General features: G+C 75.1%; 12 protein-coding genes and 2 pseudogenes. 7 read left to right on the top strand and 7 right to left on the bottom strand.

The genetic code is table 11. The features are described from left to right. Positions 1-144: 144 nt before the first annotated feature. Positions 145-861, bottom strand: a complete 717-nt coding sequence (locus ACWGKU_RS20175; protein ID WP_049651279.1) for a response regulator transcription factor — start codon at positions 859-861, stop codon at positions 145-147. Between the two features lie 320 nt (positions 862-1,181). Next, complete coding sequence (locus tag ACWGKU_RS20170; RefSeq protein ID WP_452178291.1) at positions 1,182-1,844, bottom strand: DUF3000 domain-containing protein; 663 nt, start codon at positions 1,842-1,844, stop codon at positions 1,182-1,184. Between the two features lie 236 nt (positions 1,845-2,080). On the opposite strand from ACWGKU_RS20170, the gene hemE reads away from it, so the two are divergent. Further along, positions 2,081-3,094, top strand: a complete 1,014-nt coding sequence (gene hemE, locus ACWGKU_RS20165; RefSeq protein WP_452178292.1) for a uroporphyrinogen decarboxylase — start codon at positions 2,081-2,083, stop codon at positions 3,092-3,094. Between the two features lie 36 nt (positions 3,095-3,130). Here the strand turns inward: hemE and ACWGKU_RS20160 are convergent, their stop codons facing one another. Next, entirely contained in the window at positions 3,131-3,571 is a 441-nt protein-coding gene (locus ACWGKU_RS20160) for a DUF523 domain-containing protein (RefSeq protein WP_359914356.1), read from the bottom strand. Between the two features lie 45 nt (positions 3,572-3,616). Here ACWGKU_RS20160 and ACWGKU_RS20155 point away from each other — a divergent pair. From ACWGKU_RS20155 to hemQ, 3 genes and pseudogenes are all read left to right on the top strand, one after another. Further along, positions 3,617-3,963 (top strand): annotated as a pseudogene (locus ACWGKU_RS20155) (hypothetical protein). Between the two features lie 34 nt (positions 3,964-3,997). Next, entirely contained in the window at positions 3,998-5,428 is a 1,431-nt protein-coding gene (gene hemG / locus ACWGKU_RS20150) for a protoporphyrinogen oxidase (RefSeq protein WP_452178290.1), read from the top strand. Beyond that, positions 5,425-6,144 carry a hydrogen peroxide-dependent heme synthase gene (hemQ, locus tag ACWGKU_RS20145; RefSeq protein WP_359914362.1) on the top strand — a complete coding sequence of 240 codons (720 nt, stop codon included), beginning with the start codon at positions 5,425-5,427 and terminating at the stop codon, positions 6,142-6,144. The genes hemG and hemQ overlap by 4 nt, the downstream gene beginning before the upstream one ends. A gap of 60 nt (positions 6,145-6,204) precedes the next feature. Here hemQ and ACWGKU_RS20140 read toward each other — a convergent pair whose 3' ends face one another. From ACWGKU_RS20140 to ACWGKU_RS20125, 4 genes and pseudogenes are all read right to left on the bottom strand, one after another. Next, positions 6,205-6,819 carry a hypothetical protein gene (locus tag ACWGKU_RS20140; RefSeq protein WP_452178288.1) on the bottom strand — a complete coding sequence of 205 codons (615 nt, stop codon included), beginning with the start codon at positions 6,817-6,819 and terminating at the stop codon, positions 6,205-6,207. A 44-nt stretch (positions 6,820-6,863) separates the two neighbouring features. Further along, positions 6,864-7,646 carry a TIGR04222 domain-containing membrane protein gene (locus ACWGKU_RS20135; RefSeq protein ID WP_452178287.1) on the bottom strand — a complete coding sequence of 261 codons (783 nt, stop codon included), beginning with the start codon at positions 7,644-7,646 and terminating at the stop codon, positions 6,864-6,866. A gap of 92 nt (positions 7,647-7,738) precedes the next feature. Continuing rightward, a complete protein-coding gene (locus ACWGKU_RS20130) occupies positions 7,739-8,821 on the bottom strand; it encodes a TIGR04222 domain-containing membrane protein (RefSeq protein WP_452178286.1) in 1,083 nt (360 codons plus the stop codon). A 74-nt stretch (positions 8,822-8,895) separates the two neighbouring features. Further along, a pseudogene (locus tag ACWGKU_RS20125) lies at positions 8,896-10,229 on the bottom strand (DUF692 domain-containing protein). 326 nt (positions 10,230-10,555) lie between these two features. On the opposite strand from ACWGKU_RS20125, the gene ACWGKU_RS20120 reads away from it, so the two are divergent. The 3 genes from ACWGKU_RS20120 to ACWGKU_RS20110 form a co-directional block, all read left to right on the top strand. Continuing rightward, positions 10,556-11,515 carry a GNAT family N-acetyltransferase gene (locus tag ACWGKU_RS20120; protein ID WP_452178285.1) on the top strand — a complete coding sequence of 320 codons (960 nt, stop codon included), beginning with the start codon at positions 10,556-10,558 and terminating at the stop codon, positions 11,513-11,515. Positions 11,516-11,723: 208 nt separating this feature from the next. Next, positions 11,724-12,734: an MBL fold metallo-hydrolase gene (locus ACWGKU_RS20115; protein WP_401043437.1), complete on the top strand. Its 1,011-nt coding sequence runs from the start codon at positions 11,724-11,726 to the stop codon at positions 12,732-12,734. A gap of 87 nt (positions 12,735-12,821) precedes the next feature. Further along, positions 12,822-14,432, top strand: a 1,611-nt coding sequence (locus ACWGKU_RS20110; RefSeq protein WP_452191506.1) for an ATP-binding protein, incomplete at its 3' end; no start/stop codon positions are given.

The raw sequence follows: 14,432 nt of genomic DNA, 5'->3' as shown, positions 1-14,432 counted from the left end.
GCGGCCGGGGGGCGGGGGGCCCCGCCCCCCCCCCCCCCGCGGGCGGGGGGGGGGGGGCGCCGCCGGGGGGGGGGGGGGCCCCCCCGGCGGGGGCGGTGCCCCACCGCCCCCCCCCCCCCGCCGCAGCGGTCCGGAGCGCCCGGCTCAGTGGATGATGCCGGTGCGCAGCGCGACCGCGACCATTCCGGCGCGGTCGCCGGTGCCCAGCTTGCGGGCGATCCGGGCGAGGTGGCTCTTGACGGTGAGCGCCGACAGGCCCATCGCCACGCCGATCGCCTTGTTGGACTGTCCCTCGGCGACCAGTCGCAGCACCTCGACCTCGCGGCCGGAGAGCTCGCGGTAGGCGGCCTGCTGCGCGCCCGGCGCACCGGGTGCTCCGGGGGCGCCCGGAGCACCGGCCGCGCCCGGCATGCCAGGCATCCCGGGGCGGCGCATCCGGCCGGCCAGCCCGGCGGCGCCGAGCGGCATCCCGGGGCGGCCCGGCATCGCGACGTTCGTCCGGGTACCGGTCACCACGTATCCCTTGACACCGCCGGCCAGCGCGCTGCGGACCGCGCCGATGTCGTCGGCGGCGGACAGTGCCAGGCCGTTGGGCCAGCCCGCGGCGCGGGTCTCGGCGAGGATGGTCAGCCCGGAGCCGTCCGGGAGGTGCACGTCGGCGACGCAGATGTCGCGGGGTGTGGAGACCCGGGGGCGGGCCTCGGCGATGGAGGACACCTCGATCACGTCGCGGACGCCGAGTGCCCACAGATGGCGGGTGACGGTGTTTCGGACACGGGGATCGGCGATGACCACCATGGCGGTGGGCTTGGTCGGCCGGTAGGCGACCACGTTTGCGGGGTGCTCAAGAAGGACCGACACCAGGCCTCCTGCGGGGAGTGGCGGACGGAACCCCGATGGGGGCGGTCGGAGTGTTCCGCGTTCGGAAAGGGTCACAGTCTGCTTCGGCAGCAACCGTGCCCGGCTTTAGCGAAAGATCACGATCTAGTGAGTAACAATACGGACAAATCGCGCAAATGATTGATGCGACATGCCCGGTATTCGCACAAAATCGATCAGATTCGGTGTCGATCGGTCGGTGTCGACCGGTGAATTGACGAAGAGCGGGTCCGAAGTCACACTCCGTCAGCCCTGGGGGTGGCGTCCGGCCCCCGGGCGCCGTCGGGCCCGCACACCACCCGTCAGTGCGACCGGGGGCGTCGCCGGGCCGGCATCGGGACCACTCCACCGAGTGAAGGAACCTCGGCGGGCCCCTGCGGGGCCGGGGCGGTCGGCGGCAGGCCGGCGCTGACGCACAGCAGGTCCGCCCAGGCCGCCAGGTGCCGCTCGAAGCGGCCGTCGGCAGGGGTCCAGGAAGCCCGGATCTCGATCTCGGTCGAGGACGGGCGGTCCGCCAGGCCGCCGAAGTACTGGGAGGAGGCCAGGCTCACCGTGCCGGACGGCTCCGCGTACCCGGCGCCGTTCGCCTGCAGGGTGTCCAGCAGCCAGGACCAGCCGACCTCGGAGACCATCGGGTCGCCCGCCATCTCCGGCTCCAGCTCGGCCCGGGTCATCGTGACCACCCGGAACTCCCCGTTCCAGGCCTCCTGCCCGGCCGGGTCGTACAGCAGCACCAGCCGGCCGTCCGCCAGCTCCTCGCCGTCGATCTCGACCGAGGCGGTCACCGCGAACGAGTACGGGGCGAGCCGGCGCGGCGCCGGCGCGGGGGAGAGCTGCACCTCGGGCCGCAGCCGGGCCCCGTCCAGGGCCGCCACGGCCGCCCGGAACTCGCTCGGCACCCCCTCGTGCCCCGCTCCGCCACCTGCTCCGCCACCCTGTGCGGGGTGCCCTCCGACCGCTGCCATGCCCCGAAGACTAGGTCGAAGAACGGGGTTATCGCCGCAACTTCTCTCCCAGCGGCGTGCCGGAACGGCAAACCCGGACAGATCTTGGAGGAACCGACGAGACCGGCCGGGAAACCGGGCCCGGCACGCGTGCGAAGATTTGACGCGTGAGCGAGACAACGGCAGACACCACGGCGCCCACCCACGGCGGCCAGACCACCCCCCGGCGTCGCGGCGCCGCGCACGACTCCGCGTTCCTGCGCGCCTGCCGGCACGAGCCCGTGCCGCACACGCCGGTGTGGTTCATGCGCCAGGCCGGCCGCTCGCTGCCCGAGTACCTGAAGGTCCGCGAGGGCATCCCCATGCTGGAGTCCTGCATGCGGCCCGAGCTGGTCAAGGAGATCACCCTCCAGCCGGTGCGCCGGCACAAGGTGGACGCGGCGATCTTCTTCAGCGACATCGTGGTGCCGCTCAAGGCCGTCGGCATCGACGTCGACATCAAGCCCGGCATCGGCCCCGTCATCGCCGACCCGATCCGCACCGTCGAGGACCTGAAGCGGCTGCGCCCGCTGGAGCCGGACGACGTCCCCTACATCACCGAGGCCGTCGGCCTGCTGGTGGAGGAGCTCGGCGAGACCCCGCTGATCGGCTTCGCCGGGGCGCCGTACACGCTGGCCAGCTACCTGATCGAGGGCGGGCCGTCCAAGAACCACGAGAACACCAAGGCCATGATGTACGGGCAGCCCGAGCTGTGGGCCGCCCTGGTGGACCGGCTCGCGGACATCACCTCGGCCTTCCTCAAGGTCCAGATCGAGGCCGGCGCCTCGGCCGTCCAGCTGTTCGACTCCTGGGTCGGCGCGCTCGCGCCGGACGACTACCGCCGCTCGGTGATGCCGTCCAGCACCAAGGTCTTCGACGCCGTCGCCGAGTACGGCGTGCCGCGGATCCACTTCGGTGTCGGCACCGGCGAACTGCTCGGCCTGATGGGCCAGGCCGGCGCGGACATCGTCGGCGTCGACTGGCGGGTGCCGCTGAACGTCGCCGCCGAGCGGGTCGGCCCGGGCAAGGGCCTGCAGGGCAACCTCGACCCGGCGGTGCTGTACGCGCCCACCGCGGTGGTGGAGACCAAGGCCGCCGAGGTGCTGCGGGCCGCCGAGGCGCTCGGCACCAGCGGCCACATCTTCAACCTCGGCCACGGCGTGCTGCCGTCCATGGACCCGGACGCGCTCAGCCGCCTCGTCGCCTTCGTCCACGAGGCCAGCGCGCGCTGACCCCCCGGTGGCGGGCCCCTGCCGCTCCGGGGCCCGCTACCCGGCCGTGACCTCGATCCCGGCCCGGCGCAGCAGCGCCGCCGTCACCCCGTCGCCGGGGCGCAGCTCCCCGGTGAACGACCCGTCGTACACCTGCCCGCAGCCGCAGGACGGGCTGCGCGCCATCAGCACCGCCCGCCGGGCCCCCGCCTCCTCGGCGGCGGCGAGCGCCGCCCGGGCGCCGGCCAGGAACTCCGCGGTGCAGTCCGCCCCGGTCGCGTCCACCACCCGGGCCCGCCCGTCCAGCACGTCCGCGCCGTCCCCGCCCACGATCTCCGCCGGCGGCCGCGGCGTCGGCAACCCGCCCGCCCCCTCCGGGCACACCACCACGGCCCGCCCCCGCTCGACCAGCCGCACGGCGTCGTCGGAGGTCTTCGCCCGCCCGTCGTACCGACAGGGGATCCCGGCCAGACACGCACTCACCATGATCGGTTCCATGCGAAGCAGCCTACGGGACATGGCATTTCCGATGATGTGACACCCATGGACGAGCTGCCGGAATGGATGAGTCCGCCGCGGGCCGAGGGCTGGTACGCCGAGGACCTCGACCACCTGCCCGACGCGCCCAAGCACATCGAGCTGATCGACGGCGCACTGGTCTTCCGGGGCCGGAGCACCGCGATCGCGGCGTCAAGTTCCGCAAGTACGCCGAGGCCGGAATCCCGCACTACTGGATCGTCGAGGAGGAGGACGACGGCCTGCCGGTCGTGCACGTCTACGAGCTGGACCAGGTGACCGCTTCGTACGCACCCGCCGGAATCCTCCGCGGCAGACTGGAACGCCCGGTGCCGTTCCCGATCGCGATCGACCTCCGGCGTGCAGGGGATTGAGGGTCCGGCGTAAAGACCTGCGAGACTGCGGGGCATGTCGGATGCACAGGTCGTCGTCGTCGGTGGTGGGATCGCGGGGCTGGCCGCGGCCGCTTTCCTGAGCGGTGCCGCCGGGGGGGCCGCGCGGGCGCGGGTCACGCTGCTGGAGGCGTCCGGGCGGATCGGCGGGAAGCTGTGGGGCGGAGAGGTCGGCGGGGTCCGGGTGGACCTCGGGGCCGAGTCGGTGCTGGCCCGGCGGCCGGAGGCGGTGGACCTGGCACGGGCGGTCGGGCTCGGCGAGGAGCTGGAGCCGCCGACCACCGCGAAGGCCGCGATCTGGACCCGCGGCGCGCTGCGGCCGCTGCCCGGCGGGCAGGTGATGGGCGTCCCCGGTGACCTGGAGGCGCTGGCCGCCTCCGGCGTGCTGACCGACGAGGGGCTGGAGCGGGCCCGGAACGAGCGGCCCGGCGAGATCGGCGAGGACGTCGCGATCGGCCGCTACGTCGCCGACCGGCTGGGCCAGGAGGTCGTGGACCGGCTGGTCGAGCCGCTGCTCGGCGGCGTCTACGCCGGCCGCGCCGAGGAGATCTCGCTGCGCGCCGCCGTCCCGCAGCTGCTGTCGATCGCGCGCGGCGGCGGCTCGCTGGTCGAGGGGGTGCACGAGCTGGCCTCCCGGCCGAAGGTGGTCGGCACCCCGGTGTTCCAGGGCCTGCGCGGCGGCCTCGGCACCCTGCCCGGCGCGGTCGCCGCGGCCTGCGTCAAGGCGGGGGTGGACCTGCGCACCGACGCCCCGGTGGACGAGCTGCGCCGCACCCCCGACGGCTGGCGGGTGGTGGCCGGCGGCGAGGTGCTGCACGCGGACGCCGTGGTGCTGGCCGTCCCGGCCCCCGTCGCGGCCCGACTGCTGCGCGAGGACGCCCCGGCGGCCGCCACCGACCTGGACGCCGTCGAGTACGCGGGCATGGCCCTGGTGACCCTGGCCTTCCGCCGCGCCGACCTGGCCGAGCCGCCCGGCGGCAGCGGCTTCCTGGTGCCGCCGGTGGACGGGCGGCGGATCAAGGCCTCGACCTTCTCCTCCAACAAGTGGGGCTGGCTGGAGCGTTCCGCGCCGGACGCGTTCCTGCTGCGCACCTCGCTGGGCCGGTACCGCGAGGAGGAGGCGCTGGGGCTGCCGGACGAGGAGCTGGTGGCGCGCTCGCTGGCGGACCTGGAGGAGGCGATCGGGCTGACCGCCCGGCCGTACGACACCTTCGTCTCCCGCTTCACGGCCGGTCTGCCGCAGTACCCGGTGGGGCACCTGGACCGGGTGGCCCGGGTGCGGGCCCAGGTGGCGCGGGTGGGCGCGCTGGCGCTGTGCGGCGCCGCGTACGACGGGGTGGGCATTCCGGCGTGCATCGGTTCGGCGGCCGCCGCGGCGGCCGCCGTCGACAGACTGTTGACCCCGGCGACCGGGGAAGGCTCCACGGAGAGGACAATGGGCGCATGACTGAGAGCGTTGAGCGGGAGCAGCAGCCCGAGAAGAAGAAGGCGCGCGACCTGAACCAGGTCATCCGCTACACGATGTGGTCGGTGTTCAAGCTCAAGGGCGCCCTGCCCGAGGACCGCACCGCGCTGGCCGCCGAGGTGGACGAGCTGTTCGCCCAGCTGGCCGCCAAGGACGTGACCGTGCGCGGCACGTACGACGTCTCCGGTCTGCGCGCGGACGCCGACATCCTGGTCTGGTGGCACGCCGCCGACTCGGACGACCTCCAGGAGGCGTACAACCGCTTCCGCCGCACCGGCCTCGGCCGGCTGCTGGAGCCGGTCTGGTCGAACATGGCGCTGCACCGCCCGGCCGAGTTCAACAAGTCGCACATCCCGGCCTTCCTGGCCGACGAGCGCCCGCGCGACTACGTCTGCGTGTACCCGTTCGTCCGCTCCTACGAGTGGTACCTGCTGCCGGACGCCGAGCGGCGCGCGATGCTCGCCGAGCACGGCCAGATGGCGCGCGGCTACCCGGACGTGCGGGCCAACACGGTGGCCTCGTTCGCGCTCGGCGACTACGAGTGGCTGCTCGCCTTCGAAGCGGACGAGCTGCACCGGATCGTCGACCTGATGCGCGATCTGCGCCCCTCCCGGGCCCGGCTGCACGTCCGCGAGGAGGTGCCGTTCTTCACCGGTCGGCGCAAGCCGGTCAGCGAGCTGCTGAACGGCCTGGTCTGACGGTTCCCGCGGTTCCTCCCGGAGGCCGGTTCCCCGACGGGGAGCCGGCCTCCGGCGTCGCTACGGGCGCGGCCCGGCGAACTCGCGCAGCACGGAGGTGTAGTGGTCGCCGAGGTCGACCCGGGTGACGTCCTCGAAACGGAACTTCGTCGGCTCCGGGTACCAGCGCGCCTCGGGGTCGACCTCGTGCAGCCGCAGCGAGGCGGGCCGCAGCGCGGTGACCGTACCGACCCAGCAGGCGCCGGGGTCGCGGCGCTCGGTGTGCAGGGCGATCAGACCGTACTCGGCGCAGGCGGCGGTGAGCAGGTCGGGCAGGTCGTCCAGCGGCAGGTCGGTGCCGGGCGGGCGGACCGGCCACAGACCGCGGCGGCGCAGCACCCGTACGGTCAGGCTCTCGGGGCCGCCCCGGTCGCGGACCTTGTGCAGGTCGGCGGTGCGGACGGCGCTCCAGCCGTCGAGGCGGTGGTCGGTGCAGGTGGCGAGCAGGGTCCAGACCGGGCCGGTGCCGAGGACGAAGCCCTCCAGCCGGTCCGCGCCGGGGATGGAGCGGCGCAGCCGGACCGGGCGGCCCTCGAAGCGGGCGCGCTCCAGCGTCGCGAGGCCCTTCCGGCCGAGGGCCGGCGGGTCCGGGGCGCGGTCGGCGGGGCCCCGCTCGGCGGGGTCGGGTGTGTCCATGGGTGGGAGTCTGCCCTGGTCGCAGCGGTCGGTGCAGCCGGTTTTCAGGTCCGGTGCGGGCGCAGGGCGGCGCGGAGCCGGGCGTCGGGCAGGACGGCCGGGCCGTTCATGGCGACGGCGGTGAGCAGTTCGCGCTCCTCGTCGTCGGCCAGGCCGCGCTGGCGGGTCGGACGGACCTCGCGCAGGACCTCCTGGCCGATCGGGGAGGCCCAGCGGGTGTACGGGTAGACGTCCACCCGGGCCATCAGCAGGGTGCCCGAGGTGAGCGCCACCGGCAGGGAGAACCAGGCGAGCGGGGCGAGGGTGTTACCCCCGGTGAAGCCGCCGAGGGCCAGCGAGGCGGCCAGCAGGACCAGCGTCAGCAGCAGCGCGTGCCGGACCTGCCGGACCACCACCACGGTGTTGCGCTGCACCAGGGCCGGGGTGGCCAGGCCCGCCAGGGTGAGCCGGGCGCCGATCTCCAGCACGGTGGGGTGCTCGGCCATCGCCCGGCGCAGCTCGTCGGTCCGGCACTGGACCTCGGGGCCGACGGTGGCGATGACCGCCCGCTCCAGGCGGCTGCGGCCCCTGGGGTCGACCACGGTGGTCCAGCCGGTGTGCGCCAGGTGCAGCCGCCCGCGGCCGGTCATCAGGACGAGGGCGAGTTCGACCACCCGGTCCGGGCCGCCGGCCAGGTAGGCGGTCTCGTACAGGCCGATGCCGACGGCTTCGGGGGGCCGCAGGCCGGCCTGGTCGGCCAGGGCGTCGGCGGTGGCGGTCATCCGGACCAGTCGGAGGCAGGACAGGACCGCCGCGACACAGGCCGGTATGAGGAACAGCAACCACATGGGCTTGTTGTATGCCTGCGTCGACGGCGGGCGGAACGTCTTCCCGGTCCGCGATACCGAACTGTGACGTCCGGCGGCGCGCCCGGAGGGTCTCAGGAGCCGCAGCCGCCGCCGCCACAGCTCGACCCGCAGCTCGAGGAGGACGAGGATCCGCAGCTGGAGGAGGACCCGCAGCTCGACGAGGAGGAGCCGCAGCTGGACGAGGAGGAGCCGCAGCTGGACGAGCCGCAGCCGGAGCCGGAGGAACCGGAGTCGGAGGACCCGCACCAGGCCGCGGAGCCGCCGTCGGTGCCGGAGGAACCGGAGGAGCACGAGGAGGCCGACGACGAGGACGAGGACGACGAGGACGACGAGGAGGCGTTCGCGGCGACCGCCTGCCGTACGGCCTCCTCCTCGGCCGACGCGGTCAGCATCGCGGCCTCCAGCTCCGGGTTGTCCAGCCCGGCGGCGGCCAGGCCGCCGAGCGCGAGCGCGCCCAGCAGTGCGCCGCCGGCCAGCCGGGGCGGCATCCCGGCGTTGGGCTTCCACGGGGTGCCCTGCATCAGGGAGAGCTGGCGCTGCCCGGCCGGGGTGATCCTGCCCTTGACCGGCGCGGTGGCGAGCAGCGCGGTGAGGCCCCCGAACAGCAGGAGGCCCGGGACCCAGAGGTTCGGGCGGTCGTGGCCGGCGGCGCCGTCGTCGAGCAGCAGGGAGGCCACCGCGGAGGCCACCACGAGCAGCAGCGCGAGCCAGAGCAGCCGACGGGCGGTGCGGGCCCGCCGCAGCCGCTCGGGGCGGCGCAGCAGGCCGCGGTCGGCGAGCCGGTCACCGATCTCCTGGACGGCGGCGGAGCGCATCACGGTGTGGCGCAGCGAGCCGAGTTGACGGCTGCCGGTCGGACCGACCGCGTCCTGGACCGCCTTGTCGACGGCGTCGTACGGCTTGGAGCCGGTGAGCGTGACCAGACCGGAGCGGCTGATCACGACCTGCTCGCTCATGTGCATCCGGACCACGGCGGTGTCGAACACCCGCCCCGGCCCGCCGGACAGGAACGCGGTGTCGAGCAGCGGCAGACCGCGGCCGGGCAGGCCCTTGGCGTAGCGGACCCGGCCGATGTGCTGCCGGGTCCGGGCGGCGTACAGGGCGGCGGCCGCCAGCAGGACGGCCGGGACGATGAAGTAGCTGTTGTGCCACATGGGCTGTTCCCCCGAGGTGGTGACAGTGCGTCAGGATCAGGTGTCGCCGGGTTCGCCGGCGGCCCGGCCGCCGGCTAGCGGCGCGGGGCCGGGCGCAGGGCCCGGCGCAGGCGCGCGAGCGGGCCCGGCGGCCGTACGGGTGCCGGGTGGAGCCACTGCTCCAGGGCCCGGCGGTGGTCGTCGGCGAGCGGGCCGCCGTCGGTGAGCACCCACTGCGCGAAGGCCCGGGCGTCGGCCCGGTAGCCGCCGGTCTGCGGGTGGGAGCGGGCGTAGCCGAGGAAGAGCGGCCCGTACTGCGCCCCGAGCGCCCGGGGCAGGTCCGGGGCGACCTTGGCGGTGGTGTCCCGCCGCTTGGCGGCCAGGCCGGTGGACTGGGCGCGGACCTGCCGCTCGTCGAAGCCGTGCGGGACGGGCCCGCCGGCCACCAGGGCGGCCAGCAGCTCCTCCTGGCGCCGGGCCAGGCGCCGCCGGGCGGCGGCGAGGTCCTGCTCGGCGGGGCCCGGGCCGGCGGGGTCGTGGTCGGTGGTGAGACGCGGGTCGGTGTTCTCCCGCGCCGTTCTGGTCAGGTCGCTCATCGCCGGGTGCTCCCCTCCAGCACCCGGCGGATGGCGTCCAGTTCACCGGCCAGTTCGCTGGGCGGCGGGAAGTTGGCGTCCCGCTCCAGCAGCACCCCGGGCGGGGCGACCCGCGCGCAGAGTTCGGCCAGCACCTCCAGCACCGGTTCGGTGACGGGGTGGGCGTGGGTGTCGTGCCAGACGCCGTCGACCAGGGTGCCGCCCGCGACGTGGACGTAGGCGAGCGCCTCCAGCGGCAGGCGGTCGAGCTCGGCGGCCGGGTCGATGCCGAGGTTGACCCGGTTGGTGTGCAGGTTGGCGACGTCGATCAGGAGCCGGACGCCGGTGCGCTCGACGAGCTCGGCGAGGAACTGGCCCTCGGTGAACTCGTCGTCCGGCCAGGCGAGCTGGGCGGCGATGTTCTCCAGGGCGAGCGGCACCGGCAGGTGGTCCTGGGCGATCCGGACGTTCTCGGCGATCACCCGCAGCGAGTCCCGGGTCCGGGGGACGGGCAGCAGGTGGCCGGCCTCCAGACCACCGGCCCGGACGAACGCCAGGTGCTCGCTGACCAGCGGGGAGTCGAGTGCCAGCGCGGCCTCGGCGAGCCGGTCGAGGCGGCCGGGGTCGGGCAGGTCGGCGCCGCCGAGGCCGAGGCCGACGCCGTGCGGGACGACGGTGACGCCGCGTCCGCGCAGCACGGTCAGGGACTCGGGCAGGTGGTCGGCGCAGATGTTCTCGGCGACCACCTCGACCCAGTCCAGGCCGGTCCGGCTCTCGACCACGGTGTCGATCTCGCTGCGCCAGCCGAGGCCGACGCCCAGACGGGGCGCGGCCTCCCGGCGCGCGGTTCCCAGGGGTGCGGCTCCTCGGCTCGCGGTGGCGGAGGCAGGCAGTTCCAGGGCAGGGGAAATCATCGGTTCGCCCCCTTCGGAGGGCCGGGTGGGAGGGCCGTCGAGCGGTGCGGGCGTCGTCGCCGGAACCGCGCGGCCGTGCTGCTGAGAATGTCCCCGGGCGGGGTGGCTGCCAAGCCTCGCCCGGTCTTCTCAGAGCATTATTTGAGCATGTCGTGCCGGCCGTGAGGGACTTTGGTCCCGAGCCCGGGCCGTCCGCGCAGGTGGGGCGCCCTTCCGGCGGGAAAACCGGAGGCGCCGGACGGGCCTGCGGGCTAGCGTGGGAATCCATGACTTCCTCGAATTCCTCCTCCGTGACGATCCGTGACTTCCACCCCGAGGACGCCGTGGCCGTGGCCGCGGCCCACCGGGCCGGGCGCGAACACCTGGTGCTCTCCGCCGAGACGCTGGTCTGGTTGAACGCCCAGCCCAGCCCCGAGGAGCACTTCCGCACCTTCGTCGCCGAACTGGACGGCCGGGTGGTCGGCGCGGTGCGCTGCGGGGTGGTGCTCGGGACGACGACCACGGGTGTCGGCTACGCCAACGGCAGCGTGCTGCCGGAGTACCGGCGGCGCGGCGCGGCCACCGCCCTGCTGGCCGCGGCCGAGCGGCACCTGACCGGGCACGGCGTGACGGAGCTGCACACCTGGCTGGACGACGAGCCCGCCTCGCAGGTCTTCGCGACCGCCCGGGGCTACCGGATCGGGCGCACCATGCAGTTCGCCGGACGGGACCTCGCGCTGCCGCTGCCGCCCGCTCCCGTACGGCCGGCCGGTGTCGAGGTGCGCCCGGCCGCCGACTGGGCGGACGACCCGTACCCGGTGTTCCTGGTCGAGGCGGACGCGATCCCGGACGAGCCCGGCAGCGAGGTGCCGATGGACGCCCTCACGTACGAGGACTGGCTGCGCAACGACTGGGCCAGGCCGGACCGGGACGCGGCGCTGAGCGTCGTCGCCGTGGTGGACGGCCGGCCGGCCGCCTTCAGCATGGCGCAGACCGACGGCGTGGACCGCTACTGGTCCGCGTTCACCGCCTGCCGCCGGGAGTTCCGCGGCCGGGGGCTGAGCAAGCTGGCCAAGCTGGAGTCGCTGCGGCTCGCCGCGGCGGCCGGCTACCGGCACGCGTACACCAGCAACGACACGACCAACGGGCCGATGCTGGCGATCAACGCCTGGCTCGGCTACGAACGCTGTGCGGGGGAGCGCAAGGGGATCAAGCAGCTGGAGCGGTCGGCGGAGCAGGAGATCTGACGCTCCCCCGGACCGATCCCCGGCCCGGCCCGGACCGATCCCCGGCCCGGTACGGACCCAACCGGGGCCCGGGCCGGGCCACTTCGGCCAGATGTGGTCCAGACCACGTGGGACGAATCGGGACAGCTCAGGTTTCTTCGGGCGCGAAGTGGCTTGAACTGTAATGGTTTTGCTCCACTCCTGTCACGACATGGGCATAATCGCGCACATGACGATCAGCCGTGCGAACGTGAGCGCGATTGCCGAGGACCTGTACGTGTGGCTCCCGCCGAAGCGGGGCTGGGGCCTGGCCAACTGCGGGCTGCTGGCCTCGGAGGCCACCGCGCTCTGGATCGACACGCCGTACGACCCCTCGATGGCCGGGGAGTTCCTCGCCGCGAGCCGGCGGCTGCTGCCGGACGGGGTCGGGATCGACCGAGTGGTCGTCACCCACGCCAACGGGGACCACCTGTGGGGCGCCGGGGTGCTGCCGGACGCCGAGGTGATCGCCACCCGCGAGGCGCTGGAACACATCCACTGGGAGCCCACCCCGCAGCAGCAGCACGCGCTGGTCGTCAACAGCGACCCGCAGTCGCCGCTCGGCGGCTACCTGAGGGAGCACTTCGGGCAGTTCGACTGGTCCGGCACCGCGCCGGTGCGCCCCGACACCGTCTTCACCGGCGAGCTGGAGCTGACCGTCGGCCGCTACCCGGTGCGGATCACCAGCCTGCCCGCCGCCCACACGGGTGGGGACCTCATGGTCCACCTCCCGCACCAGCGCGCGGTCTTCACCGGCGACGTGATCTTCTCCTCGACGCCCGAGCAGCCCGGCGACCACCCCTCGCACTGGGCCGGACCGCTGGAGAACGTCATCGGCGCCTGCGAGCAGGCACTCGCCACCGGCGCGGAGATCTTCGTGCCCGGCCACGGCCCGGTGCTCGACCGCGACGGCGTCCGGGAGCACATCGGCTACCTCTCCTACGTCCGCGAGCGCGCCCACGCCCTGCACGCCGCCGGCATACCCGCGCTGGACGCCGCCCGGCGGGTGATCGCCGAACAGCGCCACCCCGAACTCGGCCTGCCCGAGCGCCTGGTGCTCACCCTCGCGGCCGAGTACCGGCACCTGGACGGCTCCGCGGCCCCCGGCGCCCTGGAGGCCATGGGCCAGGTCGCCCTGGTGGCCCGGGAACTGGCCGAGGACGCCGCCCGCTCCCCGCGCCCGCACGCCGTCGGGAACTGACCCCACCCGCGCTCCCAGAACGCGCCCCTCCCGGCAGGCCCGGCCGCACCACCCGGTCCCACCCGCAAGCACCCCCCGAGGACTTCGATGACGCAGATCGCGCTGATCGTCCTGGCGCTGGTCGCCGCCGTGGCCGCGGCCGTGCTCGCCCGCGGCCGGGCCGGGGCCGTCGCCCGGGCGACGGCCGCCGAGACCGCGCTCGGCCGGAGCGAGGAGCGCACCCGGGCCGCCGAGGGCAGGCTCGCCCGCGCCGAGCAGCAGCAGCGCGAGGCGCAGGAGGCCGCCCGATGCTCCGCCGAGGAGGCCCAGCGGGCGCAGGAGCGCACCCGCGCCGCCGAGGACAGCGTCCGCGAGGCGCAGGAAGCGGCCCGGCACGCGCAGGACACCGTCCGGGACGCCCTGCAGCAGGGCGCCGCCGCGACCGACCGGGCCGAGCGGGCCGAGAGCGCGCTCGCCGCCGCCGAGGCGCGGGCGACCGCGCTGCTCGCCGAGATCGGCCACCTCGCCCAGGAGCGGATCGCCGCCACCGCCGTACGGCTCACCCACGGCAACGCCCCACTGGTCGGCCCACTGGACCCGCAGGCCGTCGGCCCCGAGGCGGTCCGGGCGCTGCAGGCCGTCCTGGACGCCGCGCACGCCGCCCTCGCCGACGAGCGCGAGCGGGTGGACGCCGCCGCCCGCGCCGCCATGCGCGGCGCCACCTCCCGGATCCAGACCCTGCTGTACCAGATCCAGAGCCTGGTCCAGCAGCTCCAGCACGAGCACGACGACCCCCGGCTGCTGGAGGTCGACTTCCGCAACGAGGTCGCGCTGCGCCGGATCCAGACCATCGCGGTGCTCTGCGAGGCCTGGCCGGGCCTGGCCCGCACCGACTCGCCGCTCGCCGAGGTGGTCGTCGGCGCGCTCTCCCGGGTGCCCGGCTACGCCCGGATCAAGGTCGCCAACCACCTGCGCGAGCAGCGCCTCGCCGTGGTCGCCCGGGCCGCCGAGCCGATCGCCGTCACCATCGCCGAGCTGCTCGCCAACGCCACCGCCTACTCCCACCCGGAGACCGACGTCCCGGTCACCGTCCAGCAGGGCGGCCGCGGCGCGCTGGTGATCATCGACGACAGCGGCATCGGCATGGACGAGGACCAGCTGCGCCGCGCCCGCCGGCTGCTGGCCGGCCCGCCCGACATGCTGCTCACCGAGCTCGGCAACCCGCCCAAGACCGGCTTCGCGGTGATCGGGAAGCTGGCCCGCCAGTACGGCTTCTCCTGTCACGTCGAGCCCTCGCCGTACGGCGGCATGCGGACCATCCTGCGCATCCCGGCCGCGCTGGTGACCGTCGTGGACGACGAGCAGCCGCTGTCGGTGCTCACCCCGCTGCCGCTGCGGGCCGGCGCCGGGCCGGCCCCGGCGCCCACCGTCGCGGCCGTCCCGCCGATGCGCGACGCGGACGAGCAGGACGGCCCGCAGCTCGCCGACCGCCACAACCAGCCGGGCCCGCACCCGGCCCCGACCATCCGGGTGGTGCCCGATCCGGTGGCGTCCGATCCGGTCGCGGACGGCCGGGCGGTCGGCCGGACGGACGGCGCGACGGCAGGGGGTGACGAGCCGGCCGGCGATGCGCCGGTCGGCGCCACCCCGAAGGACGGCGCGACGGCCGGTGCGCCCGCGGCGGACGCACCCGTGGCCGACGACGGCACCGGCCTGCCC

Source organism: Kitasatospora sp. NPDC054768 (assembly GCF_053612025.1).
This window is presented reverse-complemented; position numbering and strand designations above follow the sequence as displayed.